This window comes from Thioalkalivibrio sulfidiphilus, assembly GCF_000377945.1.
Taxonomy (GTDB): Bacteria; Pseudomonadota; Gammaproteobacteria; order Ectothiorhodospirales; family Ectothiorhodospiraceae; genus Thioalkalivibrio_A; species Thioalkalivibrio_A sulfidiphilus_A.
This window is the reverse complement of sequence record NZ_KB898969.1, coordinates 1-15,406: the sequence shown is the minus strand read 5'-3', so window position 1 is coordinate 15,406 and position 15,406 is coordinate 1. Positions and strand designations below refer to the sequence as shown.

Annotated in this window: 13 protein-coding genes and 1 pseudogene; all 14 read right to left on the bottom strand. The window is 66.2% G+C overall.

What is annotated here, in order from left to right; genetic code table 11:
• Positions 1-310: 310 nt before the first annotated feature.
• Complete coding sequence (gene arsJ, locus D580_RS0114160; protein ID WP_018955017.1) at positions 311-1,528, bottom strand: organoarsenical effux MFS transporter ArsJ; 1,218 nt, start codon at positions 1,526-1,528, stop codon at positions 311-313.
• Positions 1,529-1,713: 185 nt separating this feature from the next.
• Positions 1,714-2,733, bottom strand: a complete 1,020-nt coding sequence (locus tag D580_RS0114155) for an ArsJ-associated glyceraldehyde-3-phosphate dehydrogenase (RefSeq protein ID WP_018955016.1) — start codon at positions 2,731-2,733, stop codon at positions 1,714-1,716.
• 109 nt (positions 2,734-2,842) lie between these two features.
• On the bottom strand, positions 2,843-3,196 hold the full coding sequence (locus D580_RS0114150; RefSeq protein ID WP_018955015.1) for a metalloregulator ArsR/SmtB family transcription factor: 354 nt from the start codon (positions 3,194-3,196) through the stop codon (positions 2,843-2,845).
• 66 nt (positions 3,197-3,262) lie between these two features.
• Positions 3,263-5,932: a nitrate reductase gene (locus D580_RS0114145; RefSeq protein WP_018955014.1), complete on the bottom strand. Its 2,670-nt coding sequence runs from the start codon at positions 5,930-5,932 to the stop codon at positions 3,263-3,265.
• On the bottom strand, positions 5,929-6,291 hold the full coding sequence (gene nirD / locus D580_RS0114140; RefSeq protein ID WP_018955013.1) for a nitrite reductase small subunit NirD: 363 nt from the start codon (positions 6,289-6,291) through the stop codon (positions 5,929-5,931). The genes D580_RS0114145 and nirD overlap by 4 nt, the downstream gene beginning before the upstream one ends.
• Positions 6,288-8,765 (bottom strand): nitrite reductase large subunit NirB, encoded by a 2,478-nt coding sequence (nirB, locus tag D580_RS0114135; RefSeq protein WP_018955012.1) that lies wholly within the window; start codon positions 8,763-8,765, stop codon positions 6,288-6,290. Before nirB ends, nirD begins: the two co-directional genes overlap by 4 nt.
• Positions 8,762-9,613 (bottom strand): ABC transporter ATP-binding protein, encoded by an 852-nt coding sequence (locus D580_RS15720; RefSeq protein ID WP_018955011.1) that lies wholly within the window; start codon positions 9,611-9,613, stop codon positions 8,762-8,764. The genes nirB and D580_RS15720 overlap by 4 nt, the downstream gene beginning before the upstream one ends.
• A gap of 18 nt (positions 9,614-9,631) precedes the next feature.
• Positions 9,632-10,495 (bottom strand): nitrate ABC transporter permease, encoded by an 864-nt coding sequence (gene ntrB / locus D580_RS0114125; protein ID WP_331270974.1) that lies wholly within the window; start codon positions 10,493-10,495, stop codon positions 9,632-9,634.
• A 63-nt stretch (positions 10,496-10,558) separates the two neighbouring features.
• Entirely contained in the window at positions 10,559-11,899 is a 1,341-nt protein-coding gene (locus D580_RS0114120) for an ABC transporter substrate-binding protein (RefSeq protein ID WP_018955009.1), read from the bottom strand.
• 331 nt (positions 11,900-12,230) lie between these two features.
• A complete protein-coding gene (locus D580_RS0114115) occupies positions 12,231-13,514 on the bottom strand; it encodes a nitrate regulatory protein (protein WP_026290004.1) in 1,284 nt (427 codons plus the stop codon).
• Positions 13,515-13,629: 115 nt separating this feature from the next.
• Positions 13,630-14,226: a histidine phosphatase family protein gene (locus D580_RS0114110; RefSeq protein ID WP_081617296.1), complete on the bottom strand. Its 597-nt coding sequence runs from the start codon at positions 14,224-14,226 to the stop codon at positions 13,630-13,632.
• A 21-nt stretch (positions 14,227-14,247) separates the two neighbouring features.
• Entirely contained in the window at positions 14,248-14,649 is a 402-nt protein-coding gene (locus tag D580_RS0114105) for a thiol-disulfide oxidoreductase DCC family protein (RefSeq protein WP_018955006.1), read from the bottom strand.
• A gap of 12 nt (positions 14,650-14,661) precedes the next feature.
• Entirely contained in the window at positions 14,662-14,991 is a 330-nt protein-coding gene (locus tag D580_RS0114100) for a hypothetical protein (protein WP_018955005.1), read from the bottom strand.
• Positions 14,992-15,129: 138 nt separating this feature from the next.
• Positions 15,130-15,406 (bottom strand): annotated as a pseudogene (locus tag D580_RS15715) (IS4 family transposase); the annotation flags it as partial.

Below are 15,406 nucleotides of genomic sequence, written 5' to 3'. Positions count from 1 at the left end.
CGGGCAAACCCCAGCCGGCTGCCGCTTGCCGAAACCCCATGCTGTCGAGCATTTGCTTGAGCAGCGCTAAGCCGCCCCAGGCCGTGACCTCACGGTTGCTGAAACTGACCGAGAATCCTTCTCCCTGAAGCACTGATTTCGCCATGACCTTTATCTATCCAGTTGATCCGCAATGGCTTTCTCTAATGGTATCCATTAGAAACCCGTGCGCCCGCAGCCGCGGCGCGATGGCCCACAGTTTGCCTCATCCTCAAGAAAAATGGCTAATGGACAATCTGGGTTGAAAAGACTTTACTTCCCACTTACCAATTCACCCTTCGAACTTCTTGGGCAGTTTCAGCGAAATCAGCCCCGCCGCCACCACGAACCCCACCGACCACCACAGACAGCCCTCCAGCCCCTGGGTCTGATAGACCCAGCCGGAGAGCACCGTGCCCAGCAGGCGGCCGCCGGCATTGGCCATGTAATAGAAACCCACCTTCATGGCCACCTTGTCGTGATCCGCGTAGGCCAGGATCAGGAAGGAATGCACCGCGGAGTTGATGGCGAACACCACGCCGAACAGCCCCAGGCCGATGATCAGGGTCCAGGCCGGGTCCAGGCCCTGCATCAGCGCGAGGGCAATCCCCGCCGGCACCAGCGCCAGGGCAAAGGCCCAGAATCTGGCCGTGCCGCCGTCGGGGTCCCCGATGGCCTTGGATGAACGGATCAGGCGCGGCACCGAGGCCTGCACGATGCCGTAGCCGATCACCCACAGGGCCAGGAAGGCGCCCACCTGCATGTGGTTCCAGCCGAGCACGGCCGAGAGGAACACCGGCAGACCCACCACGAACCACACGTCCCGGGCGCCGAACAGGAAGAAGCGCGCCGCCGAGAGCCAGTTGATCTCCCGGGTGTTGGAGAACATCTGACCGAACTTGGGCTTGCCAGGGGCACGCCCAAGGCCTGCGGGCAGGCCGCGCACCGCGAAGATCGCCACCAGGAACAGGCCGCCCGCCAGGCACACCAGTGCCCAGCGGAATCCGACCGCGTAGAGCAGCGCCCCGCCCACGAAGAAGCCGGCGCCCTTGAGCGCATTCTTGGAGCCGGTGAGCACAGCGACCCACTTGAACAGCCGGCCCTCGCTCCCCTGCCCCAGCACCAGCTTCACGCCCGACTTGGCGCTCATCTTGTTCAGGTCCTTGGCGATGCCCGAGAGCGCCTGGGCGAACATCACGTAGGCCACCCCCAGCCAGGCGTCGGGCACCGTGAGCATGAGCAGGGCAAACACCTGCAGGCCCGTGCCGAGGATCATGGTGGTGTTGAGCCCCAGGCGCGCGGCCAGCCAGCCGCCCACCAGGTTGGTGACGATGCCGAAGAACTCGTAGAACAGGAACAGCAGCGCGATCTCCAGCGGCGAGTACCCCAACATGTGGAAGTACAGCACCACCAGCATGCGGATCGCCCCGTCGGTGATGGTGAAGGCCCAGTAATTGGCCGTGATCATCGCGTAGGGGCGCAGACCGAGTTGTGGGGTGTTGGCTGGCATTGCTGGAGTCAAATCAACGGCGCTCAACGCAAAGACGCGAAGACGCAAAGGACGCCAAGAACGTCGGGTGAAAAACACTCGTCCCGGGCCTCAGATCACGGCCCAATGAATCCAGTATGCTGAAAGATCTTTTCACGCGATTACCTTCGCGCCCTTTGCGTCTTCGCGTCTTTGCGTCGAGAGCTTTATGAATTTAAAAGCAGCGACCCAAGCTTCACCGCCAGTTCCATCATGCGGTTCACGTAGCCGATCTCGTTGTCGTACCAGGCGAGCACCTTGACCTGGGTGCCGTTGATCACCAGGGTGGAAGGTGCGTCGACGATGGACGAGCGGGTGTCGTCCTTGTAGTCCACGGAGACCAGGGGGCGCTCCTCGTAGCCCAGGATGCCCTTGAGGGGACCCTCGGCGGCCTCGCGCAACAGGCCGTTGACCTCCTCCACCGTGGTCTCCCGCTGGGCCTCGAACACGAAATCCGTCAGCGAGGCATTCAGGAGCGGCACGCGCACCGCGTGGCCGTTCAGGCGCCCGTTCAGTTCCGGGAAGATGTCGCCGATGGCCCTGGCGGAACCGGTGCTGGTGGGGATCAGGGACAGGCTCGCGGCTCGGGCCCGGCGCAGGTCCTTGTGGCCGGTGTCCACCAGGGTCTGGGTATTGGTCATGTCGTGGATGGTGGTCATGGTGCCGTGGCGGATGCCGATGCCCTCGTGCATCACCTTCACCACCGGCGCCAGGCAGTTGGTGGTGCAGGAGGCGGCGGTGACCAGGTGGTGGCGAGCCGGATCATAGAGATGGTCGTTCACCCCCACCACCACGTTGAGCACCGAGGGGTCCTTCACGGGCGCGGCCACGATGACCTTCTTCACCCCCTGGTCGAAATAGGGTTTGAGCGATTCCACGGTGCGGAACTTGCCCGAGGCCTCGATGACGATATCGATGCCCATGCCGGCCCAGTCCACATCGCCGGGCGTCTTGCCGCTGCTGTGACTGATGCGCTGCCCGTCCACGCTGAAGGCCTCGGCCTCGGCGCGGATCTCGTGGTGCCAGCGGCCATGGACCGAGTCGAACTCCAGCAGATGGGCGGAACAGGCCGCGTCGCCGGCGGTCTCGTTCACGTGCACGAACTCAAGCGGCGCCTTGCCCCAGCCGGCGCGAAGCCCCAGGCGACCCATGCGGCCGAAGCCATTGATGCCAACGCGAATGCTCATTGCTTGCTCTCCATGAAAGTGCAGCGCCGGCGCATAGACTCGCCCGGCAGGGATGCAGACAAAATGGAATAGATGCTACGGATGCTTTGTGACCCGCAGATGACGACCTTCAGGCGCAACACAGACGGCCGGGGCGCTCGGTCATGGTCTCAAGGCGCCGGCGATCGGTGAGATAGGGCTCCTGATCCCGGACCGCTTCCAGGCTGGCGGCGATGACCGTTTCCGTCCAGGCAGGCAGTTGGGGGTTCATGCGGTAGTAGACCCACTGTCCCCGACGCTCATCCAGCAGCAGGCCGGATTCGCGCAACTGGGCAAGATGCCTGGAGATGCGTGGTTGCAGGAGATCCAGGGCGTGGGTGAGTTCGCAGACGCACAATTCGCCCTCGGCGCGCAGCAGGGCCAGACAGCGCAGGCGGGTGGTGTCCGAGAGGGCGCGGAACACGGTTTCGAGGTCCATATTCATAGACCCGAATATATCCAATGAAGCGGTGCCGGCGCCACCCTGGTTTTGGACAACCTGAATCAGTCTTCAGGCCTGTAAGGCCGGCGTGTGCGCCTGGTCGATCAAGGCCTGGATCTCCGGTCGGCAGGAACCGCAGCCACTGCCTGCCTTGAGCACCGAACCCACGGCATCCACGCTGTCCAGCCGGTGGTTGAGGATGGCCTCGCGTAGAGTATTGAGCCCCACCCCGTGGCAGGCACAGACCACGGGTCCGGTATCCGGCCGACCCGCGGCCGGCCGGCCGGCGAGCAACCGGGCCCGCAGATCCGGGGCCAGGGTCTGCTCCGCGAAGACGCCCAGCAGCCAGTCCCTGGCAGGCAGTTCAGATCCGCGCCCGATGAACAGCACGGCCTCCAGGCGGCCATCGCGGACACAGGCGGCCCGGTAGGCGGCACCGCCACGGTCCTCGAACTCTAGCCACTCCCCGTCCTCGCCCACAAGCACCCGCAGCCAGCGCGGCCAGTCGGGCGGTGACCCGGCATCGGCCAGCTCATAACGCCAGCCTCCGGCAATGGCGGCCCTGACCCGGTACAGGGTTTCCGGCAGGGCCAGGGGACGTCGAGTGAGCAAAAAGCCCTGCCAGGTGGTATCGAGCCTCAGCAGTCGCACCGGCGTCTGCTTGAACTCCGGCTGCCCTGAGATGGGGTCCGTGACCGCCGCCACCAGGGCGCCCACCCGGGCCTGGCGGGCGAAGGGCCCGCTCCAGTGGATGGGGACGAAGACGCTCCCCGGTCGCTGGCCCGTGTCCAGACGCACCCGGGCCAGCATGGCACCCCGGGCACTCTCGATGCGCGCCAGATCGCCGTCCTTGAGCCCCCATCGGGCGACATCCCCCGGGTGGATCTGAACACTGGGCTCGGGCAGGTGCCCGCTGAGCCGTGGCACGGCACCGGTTCGGGTCATGGTGTGCCACTGGTCGCGGATGCGGCCGGAATTGAGCAGCAGCGGGTAGTCGTCGTCGGTGGATGCCGCCGGCAGGCGGGGCGTGACGGGCACCAGGCGTGCGCGGCCGGAACCGGTGAAGAAGCGCCCGTCGGCAAACAGCCTCGGCGTGCCGCCGGGGGCCTGACGATTGACGGGCCATTGCACCGGCTGCAGCCACTGGTAATCGGCATCGTCCAGGTCCGCCAGGGCGCTGATGTCGAAATCCCGGCCGCCCCGGTTCTCGAAACCGGAGAGCCGGGCGTGCTCACGGAAGATCTCCGCCGGGCCCTGGTAGTCGAAGGCCGAGGCGAAGCCCATGCGCCGGGCCACCTGGGCGATGATCCACCAGTCCGGCCGGGCCTGTCCGGGGGGTTCCATGAAGGCGCGCTGACGAGAGATGCGCCGCTCCGAGTTGGTCACCGTGCCGTCCTTCTCGCCCCAGGTGGCGGCGGGCAGCAGCACGTGGGCAAAGGCCGTGGTCTCGGTCTCGACCATGCAGTCAGAGACCACCACCAGCTCGCAGGCCCGAAGCACATCGGCCATGCGATCCGCGTCCGGCAGGCTCACCATGGGATTGGTGCCCATGATCCACACCGCCTTCACCCGCCCCTCGGCCATGGCCTCGAACAGCTCCACCGCCTTGAGACCCAGTTTCGAGGCCACACGGTCGCTCCCCCAGAAGCGGCCCAGGCGCGTCGCCGCCCCAGGATCGTCGAAGCCCATGTGGGCAGCCAGTTGCGTGGCCAGTCCCCCCACCTCCCGACCGCCCATGGCGTTGGGCTGCCCGGTCAGCGAGAACGGCCCCATGCCGGGGCGACCGATGCGACCCGTGGCCAGGTGCATGTTGATGATGGCGTTGCCCTTGTCAACGCCGCTGGAGGACTGGTTGATGCCCTGGGAGAACAGGGTCACCACCCGCTCGTGACGGGTGAACAGGCGGAAGAACTCCGCCACCTGGTGCTCGGGCAGTCCGCAGCGGGCGGCGGTGTCCGGGATGGACGGCGCGCTCTGGCGGGCCGCCTCCAGGGTCGCGGCAAAACCCTCCACGTGCCGCTCCAGGTAATCCAGATCCAGGGCATCTTCCCGGCGCAGGTGATGCAGCAGGCCGTTGAACAGCCAGGCATCGCTGCCCGGGCGCAGGGGCAGGTGCAGATCGGCGATCTCGCAGGTGGGCGTGCGCCGGGGATCCACTACCACCACGCGCATCTGCGGGCGGGCCTGTTTCGCGGCGCTCAGGCGCTGGAACAGCACCGGGTGGGCCCAGGCGGAGTTGGCGCCCACGATCACCACCAGGTCCGCCAACTCGATATCCTCGTAGCAACCGGGCACGGTGTCCGTACCGAAGGCGCGGGTGTGGGCGGCCACGGCGGAAGACATGCACAGCCGGGAGTTGGTGTCGATGTTGGCGCTGCCGATGAAGCCCTTCATCAGCTTGTTGGCCAGGTAGTAGTCCTCGGTGAGCAGCTGCCCGGAGACATAGAAGGCCACGGCCTCGGGCCCGTGGGCATCGATGATGCGCCGGAATCCATCGGCCACTGTGTCCAGGGCTTCGTCCCAGCCGCTCTGCCGCCCGTGGACGATGGGATGCAGCAGCCGTCCCTCCCCGTGCAGGGTCTCTGCCAGGGCGGCCCCCTTGGAACACAGGCGACCCCGGTTGGCGGGATGAGCGGTATCGCCTTCGACCCGGTAGCGCCCGCCCTCGGCGGACACGCGCACGCCACAGCCCACCCCGCAGTAGGGACAGGTGGTGCGCACCGGCAGCCGACCGCTCATGCCGAGGCAACCCGCTGCAGACAGGCCTCACCGGACTGGCTGTCACGGGCCGGCTCCACGTTCAGCCAGACCCTGCCCTGCTGCACTTTCACCGCATAGCCCGCAGTGCAGCCCGTGTCCGGACCGGCGGCCTCGCCGGTCTCCAGTTCGATCACCCAGTTGTGCAGCGGACAGGTGACCCGGTGGCCGTGCACGATGCCCTGGGACAGGGGTCCGCCCCGATGGGGACAGGCGTCGCGCAGGGCGAACACCCGGTCATCCCCGGTGCGGAACACTGCCACGTCGCCGCCCGGCAGACGCACCACCCGGCTGCCCAGGCGCGGGATCTCGGAAAGCTCACCCACCTCGATCCAGCTCATGGCGTCACCTCCTTCAGGGCCACGGGTTTGATGGGAATGAACTCATGGGCCTCCTTGCCCTGGGCCCGCTCCGCCCAGGGATCCACCTGGGCCTCAACCTGGGAGGCCAGGAACCGGGCATGCAGGCGCTTGCGGCCCTCTGCGTCCTCCACGATGTGCTGCTTCACGTGGGAGAGCCCGACCCGCTCGATCCAGGGTGCGGTGCGTTCCAGGTAGCGGGCCTCCTCACGGTAGAGCTGCATGAAGGCGCCGCAGTACTCCTCAACCTCCTCGGGGGTGCTCACCTTGCACAGGAAGTCGGTGCCGCGCAGCTTCACGCCGCCGTTGCCGCCCACGTGCAGTTCCCAGCCGGAGTCCACCGCCACCACGCCGAAGTCCTTGATGGTGGCCTCGGCGCAGTTGCGCGGGCAGCCGGAGACCGCCATCTTGAACTTGTGCGGTGTCCAGGAGCCCCAGGTCATCTGCTCCAGGCGGATGCCCATGCCGGTGGAGTCCTGGGTGCCGAAGCGGCACCACTCGGAGCCCACGCAGGTCTTCACCGTGCGCAGGGACTTGCCGTAGGCATGGCCCGACACGAATCCGGCGCGGTTCAGATCCCCCCACATGGCGGGCAGGTCCTCCTTCTTCACCCCCAGCAGGTCGATGCGCTGACCGCCGGTGATCTTCACCGTGGGCACCGCGAACTTCTCCGCCACATCGGCGATGGCGCGCAGTTCCGCCGGCGTGGTCACCCCGCCCCAGATGCGCGGCACCACCGAGTAGGTGCCGTCCTTCTGGATGTTGGCGTGCACCCGCTCGTTGATGAAACGGGAGCGGCCGTCGTCCACGTACTCGCCGGGCCAGGCGCACAGCAGGTAAAAGTTGAGCGCCGGACGGCACACGTGACAGCCGTCCGGGTTCTTCCAGTCCAGGGCCTGCATCACCTCGGGGATGGTCTTGAGCCCGAGGCGCGGGATGGCCTCGCGCAGCTCGTCATGGCTGTGCACGGTGCAGGCGCACACCGGCTTCTTCGCCGGGGCCTCGGAGTAATCGCCGCCCACCGCGCTCGCCAGCAGCGATTCCACCAGCCCGGTGCAGGAGCCGCAGGAGGCGGAGGCCTTGGTGTGGGCGCGCACCTCCTCCAGGGTGAACAGCTTCTTCTCGCCAATGGCCTTGAGGATGGTGCCCTTGCACACGCCATTGCAGCCGCAGATCTCGGCGCTGTCCGGCAGGCTCGCGACCCGCTCTGCCTCGCTGCCATGGCCGGAGTCGCCCACGTGGGCCTGGCCAAACAACAGACCCTGGCGCATGTCATCCACCGGGGTGGCATCGCGCATGAGCTGGAAATACCAGGGGCCGTCCAGGGTGTCGCCGTAGAGCACGGCGCCACGGATGCGCCCATCCTTGAGCACCAGCTTCTTGTACACGCCGCGGGCGGCATCCTTGAACACCAGTTCGTCGCAGGTCTCATCGCCGGTGAAATCCCCGGCGGAGAACAGGTCGATGCCGGTGACCTTGAGCTTGGTGGAGGTGAGCGAGCCCTCGTAACGGGCGATGCCGTACTCGGCCAGGTGGTTGGCGCACACCTTGGCCTGCTCCCAGAGCGGTGCCACCAGTCCGTAGGTCTGGCCCCGGTGCTGCACGCACTCGCCCACCGCGTAGATGCTCGGGTCGTAGGTCTGCATGGTGTCGTTGACCAGCACACCCCGCTCGCAATAGAGGCCCATCTCCTTGGCCAGAGCGGTGTTGGGACGGATACCCACCGCCATCACCACCAGGTCCGCGGCCACTTCGCTGCCGTCCTTGAAACGCACCCCCTGCACCCGGCCATCGCCCAGGATCGCCTCGGTCTGGTGGGCCATGAGGAAACGCAGGCCCTTCTGCTCCAGGGACTGCTGCAGGAGTGCCGCGGCGGCGGTATCCAGCTGCCGCTCCATGAGGCTGTCCATGAGATGCACCACGGTCACCTCCATGCCCTGGGAGAGCAGGCCGTTGGCGGCCTCCAGGCCCAGCAGGCCGCCGCCGATGACCACGGCGCGCTTGCGGGTGCGCGCGGCCTCCAGCATGGCGATCACATCATGGATGTCCCGGAAGGTCACCACGCCGTCCAGATCATGACCGGGCACCGGAATGATGAAGGGATCGGAGCCGGTGGCGAGGATCAGACGGTCGTAGCCCATCTCCGTGCCGTCGTCGGCCATCACACGACGTGCCTTGCGGTCCACCTTCACAACCTTGCGACCCTTGCACAGGCGAATACCGTTGTCCTGGTACCACTGCTCGTCGTTGAGCATGATCTCATCCAGGGTCTTCTCTGCCGAAAGCACCGGCGAGAGCAGGATACGGTTGTAGTTGCCGTAGGGCTCGGCGCCGAACACGGTGATCTCGTACTTGTCCGGCTCAAGCTTGAGCAACTCCTCCAGGGTCCGCACCCCGGCCATGCCGTTGCCCACCAGCACCAGGCGCGGCCGACGCTGCTCCATGACGGCGCTCATGCCACCGCTCCGGAGCGCGTGGCCCCCGTCCCTTCCACGGGCGCGGGGCGCTTGAGGGGCTGCACCTTGCGCTGCTTCTCGTGCAGGAAGCGCAGCACCTCGTGGCGGCAATGGTTGTAGTGCGGATCGTCGGCGAGCACGATGCGGTCCCGTGGCCTCGGCAGGTCCACATCCAGGATCTCGCCGATGGTGGCCTCGGGGCCGTTGGTCATCATCACGATGCGATCCGAGAGCAGCACCGCCTCGTCCACGTCGTGGGTGATCATCAGCACGGTGTTGTTCAGTTCCGCCTGGATGCGCATCACCTCGTCCTGCAGGTGCGCGCGGGTCAGGGCATCCAGGGCGCCGAAGGGCTCGTCCAGCAGCAGCACCTTGGGCTGCATGGACAGCGCCCGAGCGATGCCCACGCGCTGCTTCATGCCGCCGGAGATCTCCGCCGGCCGTTTGTCCAGGGCGTGGCTCATGTTCACCATGTCCAGGTTCTTCAGGATCCAGGCGCGGCGCTCGGCCCGGGTCATGGTCTTGCGAAAGGCCTTGTCCACCGCCAGGGCCACGTTCTCGTAGACCGTGAGCCAGGGCAGCAGGGAGTGGTTCTGGAACACCACGCTGCGGTCCGGACCCGGCGCGGTGACCTCCTTGCCGTCCAGGATCACGCCGCCGGTGGTGGCGTCCAGCAGGCCCGCGACGATGTTCAGCACCGTGGACTTGCCGCAGCCCGAGTGGCCGATGATGGCGATGAACTCGCCCTGGTCCACCTTGAGGTTCACGTCCTTCAGCACCCGGGTGGCCGCGGCGCCCTGGCCGAAGGTCTTGTCCACGTTCTCGATGGTCAGATAACGGTTGCTCATGATCTGTCTCCTGTGTGTTCAGCCGGCAACGGTGCCGCGCGTGACCCGGTTGCCGATGAAGGCCACCAGCCTGTCGAGCAGGAATCCGACGATGCCCACGTAGATCAGCGCCAGAACGATGTCGCTGATCATCGACGAGTTCCACGCATCCCAGATGAAGAAGCCGATGCCCACGCCGCCGATGAGCATCTCGGCGGCGACGATGGCCAGCCAGGAGAGACCCACGCCGATGCGCAGCCCGGAGAAGATGTAGGGCGCGGCGGCGGGCAGCATGATCTTGAGGAAATACTCCGCGCCGTTGAGACGCAGCACCCGGGAGACGTTGCGGTAGTCCTCGGGGATGTTGCGCACCCCCACCGAGGTGTTGATGATGATCGGCCAGATGGCGGTGATGAAGATCACGAAGATGGCGGAAGGGTTGCTGTCCTGGAAGGCCGCCAGCGACAGCGGCAGCCAGGCCAGCGGCGGCACGGTGCGCAGCACCTGGAACACCGGGTCGAGACCGCGCATGGCCCAGGTGGACTGGCCGATCAGCACCCCGAGGCTCACGCCGACCAGCACCGCCAGCATAAAGCCGTAGGCCACCCTTTCCAGGCTCGCCAGGATCTGCCAGCCCATGCCCACGTCGGTGCCGCCATTGTCGTAGAACGGGTCGACGATCAGGTCCCATGTGTCCGACAGCACCTGTGAGGGTGTCGGCAGCGTCGATGCAGGGCCCGAGGCCAGCAACTCCCAGAGAAGCAGCAGGGCGCCGGTCACCAGCACCGGCGGCAGGGCCCGATGAAGCAGGAAGCGGCTTAAACTCCGCAGGCGTTCGCTCATAACGGATCCGTCGCCCAGGCCCGTGGCCAGCATGGCGGGCCAGATTCGATTGCGTTGCATGGGTACACTCATGGGGAAGTCCTCCATTGGTGCGGGGCCGGCGCGCGCCGGCCCCGCACACACTCAGATGCGCTTGATGGCAAGGCTGTCCAGGTAGGCCTGGGGGTTTTCCGGATCGAAGACCTTGCCGTCGAAGAAGGTCTCCACGCCCCGTGAGGTGGACGCGGGGATGTCCTCGGCGGCGACGCCGAGCGTTGCCGCGGCATCCCGCCACAGGTCCTCGCGGTTGACCCGGTCGATGATCCCCTTCATCTCGAAGTCCTTCGGCAGATAGCCCCAGCGGATGTTTTCCGTGAGGAACCACAGATCGTGGCTCTTGAAGGGATAGGAGGTGTGATCCTTCCAGTAGCGCATCTGGTCCGGATGGTTCTCCACGACCCGGCCGGTGCCGTAGTCGAAATTGCCCTTCATGCGATCGACGATGTCCTCGAAGGGGGCGTGGATCCAGCGGCGGCGTGAGCAGATGCGCGCCACCTCCTCCCGGTTGGCGGGATCCTCGCAGTACATCTGCGCCTCCATCACCGCCATGATCAGGGCACGGGTGGCGTTGGGGTTGGCGTCCACGTAGTCGGCGCGCATGCCCAGGGCCTTCTCCGGATGGTTGTGCCAGATCTCGCCGGTGGTGTTGGCGGTATAGCCGATGCCCTGGTTGATGAGCTGCTGGTTCCAGGGCTCGCACACGCAGAAGGTGTCCATGCTGCCCACGCGCATGTTGGCCACCATCTGCGGCGGCGGCACGACGATGGTGGAGATGTTGCGTTCCGGGTCGATGCCGCCGGCGGCCAGCCAGTAACGGATCCACATGTCATGGGTGCCGCCGGGGAAGGTCATGGCGGCGTTGACCGCGCGTCCCGAGGCACGCTTCTCGGCAATGGCGCTGGCGAATTCGCTGGTGTCCATGCCCACCTTGAGGTCCTTGTACTCGTTGCCCACGGAGATGCACTGACCCGCCAGGTTCAGGCGCGCCAGGATGTACATGGGCACGGGCACGTTGTTGGGGGTCATTGTCCCCGAGGCGATCAGGTAGGGCATGGGGGTGAGGATGTGCGCGCCGTCGATACCGCCCCGGCGCGAGCCCAGCACCAGGTTGTCCCGGGTGGTGCCCCAGGAGGACTGCTTGAGCACCTCCACGTTGGTCATGCCGTGCTTGGCGAAGAAGCCCTTCTCGTCGGCCACGAACAGGGGCGCGGCATCGGTCAGCGCGATGAAGCCGAGCTTCGCCGCCGTGGTTTCCGGCTTGCCGGCGCCCGCGGCATAGGCCCGCGACAGGGTACCCGGCGCCATGCCGCCCAGGGCCGCCGCGCCCGCAGCTGCCGCCATGCCGGTCAGGAACCTGCGCCGGCTGATGTTCATGTCCTCGCCCATGGTCTTGCCCTTGATGCCCTGCTTGTCTCTGGATGTCATGGCCTGTCAGCCCTCATGCGGTTCGCGGAAAACAAAAAAGGCGTCGCACCGGCCGCGCTGCGCAAGCAGCACGGTGGTGGACGCCTTTGTCCAATTTCATTCGAGCCGGTGAACCGCCTTTGGCTCACCTGCGTATTTACCCTGCAGTTAACGTGCCATCTTCATGACCCGGGGCTATGCGGGCGGATCAGACCCCTGATGATTCAGGGTTTTTCGCGTCCACCAGGGTGGCTGTTACCGCCATCAATCCCAAGGCCCGGCATGCTGGCAGCGCACCAATGGCGTGCATAGGCAGCCCTGCACCACACATCATGGTGCGTGCACCACGTCCTCATCCCAGTACATCGGCCATGGACACCACCGCCTCGGCCACCTCGGCCAGGCGCCGATTCTGGTTCATGGCGGTCTGGCGCAGGAAGCGGTGGGCCTCGTCCTCGCTGAAGCCCCGGTGTTTCATGATCAGGACCTTGGCCCGCTCGATGAGCTTGCGCTCAGCCAGGGCCTTGCGTGCCGCCTGCAGCTCGTCTTCCATGGCCTGGAGCCGGCGGGACTGCTGGTGCACCAGTTCCATGACCGAACGACCCAGTGAGGGCGCGCCGACGCTATCCTCCAGCCCCTGCCCCGGCAGGGTCTCCACGGCGGCGGCATCGAAAAAGCTGGCGAACGAAGACGCCTCCTCCTCCAGGGTCGTGCCCTTGCCCGCCCGGTCCCGGGCCGAGGCCAGCTCCGAGCCCACCAGCGCGATGCGCGACTCGCACAGCCGCTCCAGGTGCGCCTCCAGTTCCTCCTCCACGCGCTTCATGGCATCGATGCGATGGGTGGCCTGGTCAAACCAGATCTTGGCCAGCTCAACGCCGCCTGACTCCGGCACCTCCCGGGTACAGGCGATGCGGCGCAGGCGCTCCACCTCCGCAGTGTGGGGCGCCGTGAGCGTCTGCTGCCAAGTGGTCAGGGCGGACGGGTCGCAGAATTCGGTGAACACCTGGAAGCAACGCTCCTGGGCATCGATACGGTGCATCAGGGCCTGCTTGAGGGTCTCATCGAATAGGCCCTGACTGAATCCGGCCGCGCCGATGGCGCGCTCCTGGCCGGCCAGTTCCTTGCCCTGCATGAAGTTGAACAGGGCCACCAGGGCGCGGGAGATCTGCGGGTCGGTGGCCGAATCCGCCACCTCGAAGACCACGGCGAGCAGCCCCCGGACCAGGTCATTGAAGGCGGCCATGGCCGGCTGCACGGCCAGTTGGCCGGCACTGACCTGCTCACGCATCTCCGGCAATCCGGACAGGCCCTGGAGGGCCACCGCGAGGCGGGCGAAAAACCGGGCACAACCCTGGGGACAGCGATCCTGCTCCAGCCAGACGTCCAGCCGCTCGCGCAGCTCCGCCTCCGCCTGCCGGGCCTGGTCCTGGTATTGCTCCAGCTGTTCCCGGTAACACTGGCCCCCGGACCCCAGGAACAGGTTGGAGGCGCCCCGCTCCCTTTGCAGGCAATGCACCAGGCCGCTCACCGCCAGCACCAGCCGGCCGGCCTCCAGCAGGTGTTTGAGGCTTTCGATCTCGCACTGACGGGCGGCCATCAGGAACTGGATGGCCTCCCGGGCTCTGACTTGGGGCATGGACTGGCTTTCCTGATCCGCGGATGACATCAGGGACTAGCAAGATCATTGCCAGAGTTGAACGGGGACCCTGGATTGGATGCAGGGGCTGGCGCCCAAGCATGCAGGCGTTGGCTCAGAACACCCCGACCACCCGAACATCCTCGGGATCCAGCACATTGAGCAGCAGGCCCTCGCCGACGCCGGTGGAACGCCCGGTCAGCGCCCGGACGTTCATCTGGTGCGTGACCAGGATGACAGGCTCACCCGGCTCCAGACCGGCGAGGAAGTCCCGCAGGGCGCGGGTGCGCGCCTCGGTCTCGTGGCGTTGCTGGAACACCGAATCCAGGGCGGTCAGAGGGATCACCGGACCCAGCCCCAGTCCGGTGGCGGTATCCAGACAACGGCACCAGCGGCTGGAATAGACCCGGGCCGACTCGATCCCCCCGGCGCGCAGCCGCTCACCCAGTTCCCGTGCCTGCACCTGTCCGGTATCGGAGAGGTTGCGCTGGGTGCGGCAGTCCTCCAGCACGAACCCCTCCGGATCGCCGATGCCCGGGGCCAGGGTATGACGCATGATCAGCACATGGCCCGGCTCCTTGAGCAGAGCGAACAGTGACGCCTCGTCCGCGCGGGCGGGCGTGGCGAACAACGATGCCCCCAGCAGCAACATGGCCGTAAGGCCTGCCAGGTGAGTTGTGACGGCATGCAACACGGATGCGCGCGGCTTCATGGTCTGCACCTCACGAACGCTCTAACGAATGTCACAGGTCCCGGTTTCGCAGCGCCGCCGCCAGCGCCAGCGGGCGAAGCGCGTATAGGCCGCATCCACCAGACCCAGCACGCCCGGAATGGCCCGGAGCACCCGACTCAGCCAGCGGTAACCCGGCAGACGGTCCCAGATGGCCGCGAAGGCATGGGCGCCGGTGCGGATCCTGCCATCCGCCTCCACCACGTGCAGACGCATCATGGTGTCCTCCCAGGCCAGCCCGTGCCGGCCGGGGACGTCGCGGTCCGCGTGGATGTCCTCCCAGCGGATGCGTCCCTTCGAGTCGAGACGCATGTAGTGGGCGATCTCCTTGCGGCACAGGGGGCAGCCGCCGTCGAACAGGACCACGGGGCGGGCGTCATTGCTAGGCTGTGTATTCATGGGCATATGGCTGCTCCCTCAGGCGTGTCCCGACAGGTCATGGCTGCGCCGGCTGTTGTCCACGCTCTTCAGCGCCCGATCCAGCAGGTCCTTGCACAGCTGCCCCGTCACTTCCGGGTTCGCATGGATCATCCCCGCCCGCAGTGACAGGGCCATGGTCAGGGCCTGCAGCACGTCACCGTTGGCGGTGTTGCCCAGGATGCCGATCTCGTGGTCCAGGGTGTCCATGAGCCGTTCCAGCAGCTGACTCACCCGCATGGCGGAGACGGTGTCCGGATGCAGTTCGAACTCCACCTCGAAGCGTTCGCCGGTGGGGGTGGTGTAGTGGAATGGCAGCTTGGATGGCATGGGGGTGCCCTCTTGTTTCAGAGTGGGTGGGGCGATTTTGTATTGGGTGCGGGGATTGGGGGAAAGTTCGATGCCCCGGGTGTCCGTGGGGGAATGGGTAGTCCAATTCAAAAGGCGAAATACAACACTAGTGTCCGGTTAAGAATCGAACAGATTCAATTGGTTACGAGACTCAGGGTCATCGCAGCTGTAGTTTGCATCCAAGAATGCCGCATTTAACGGCATTTTCTCGAACAGCGTGATCGAGAAAATCTGTAGCAAAGTGTAGAGAGAAACCTGCAGGTCCAATCGTTTCTTGACAATGGCCACCAACACATAAACCGACACAGCACTCCAGATCTGTGTCTTGACCGCATTCTCTGAGGTGCCCAGGAACTTCTTGATGCGCAGGTGTTGCTTGATCCACTTGAAGAAG

Coding starts and splice junctions, on each gene's coding strand:
- D580_RS0114115 (WP_026290004.1), bottom strand. CDS start 13,514: ATGCCCCAAGTCAGAGCCCGGGAGGCCATCCAGTTCCTGATGGCCGCC.
- D580_RS0114105 (WP_018955006.1), bottom strand. CDS start 14,649: ATGCCCATGAATACACAGCCTAGCAATGACGCCCGCCCCGTGGTCCTG.
- D580_RS0114110 (WP_081617296.1), bottom strand. CDS start 14,226: ATGAAGCCGCGCGCATCCGTGTTGCATGCCGTCACAACTCACCTGGCA.
- D580_RS0114155 (WP_018955016.1), bottom strand. CDS start 2,733: ATGAGCATTCGCGTTGGCATCAATGGCTTCGGCCGCATGGGTCGCCTG.
- D580_RS15720 (WP_018955011.1), bottom strand. CDS start 9,613: ATGAGCAACCGTTATCTGACCATCGAGAACGTGGACAAGACCTTCGGC.
- ntrB (WP_331270974.1), bottom strand. CDS start 10,495: ATGCAACGCAATCGAATCTGGCCCGCCATGCTGGCCACGGGCCTGGGC.
- arsJ (WP_018955017.1), bottom strand. CDS start 1,528: ATGCCAGCCAACACCCCACAACTCGGTCTGCGCCCCTACGCGATGATC.
- nirB (WP_018955012.1), bottom strand. CDS start 8,765: ATGAGCGCCGTCATGGAGCAGCGTCGGCCGCGCCTGGTGCTGGTGGGC.
- D580_RS0114145 (WP_018955014.1), bottom strand. CDS start 5,932: ATGAGCGGTCGGCTGCCGGTGCGCACCACCTGTCCCTACTGCGGGGTG.
- D580_RS0114100 (WP_018955005.1), bottom strand. CDS start 14,991: ATGCCATCCAAGCTGCCATTCCACTACACCACCCCCACCGGCGAACGC.
- nirD (WP_018955013.1), bottom strand. CDS start 6,291: ATGAGCTGGATCGAGGTGGGTGAGCTTTCCGAGATCCCGCGCCTGGGC.
- D580_RS0114150 (WP_018955015.1), bottom strand. CDS start 3,196: ATGAATATGGACCTCGAAACCGTGTTCCGCGCCCTCTCGGACACCACC.
- D580_RS0114120 (WP_018955009.1), bottom strand. CDS start 11,899: ATGACATCCAGAGACAAGCAGGGCATCAAGGGCAAGACCATGGGCGAG.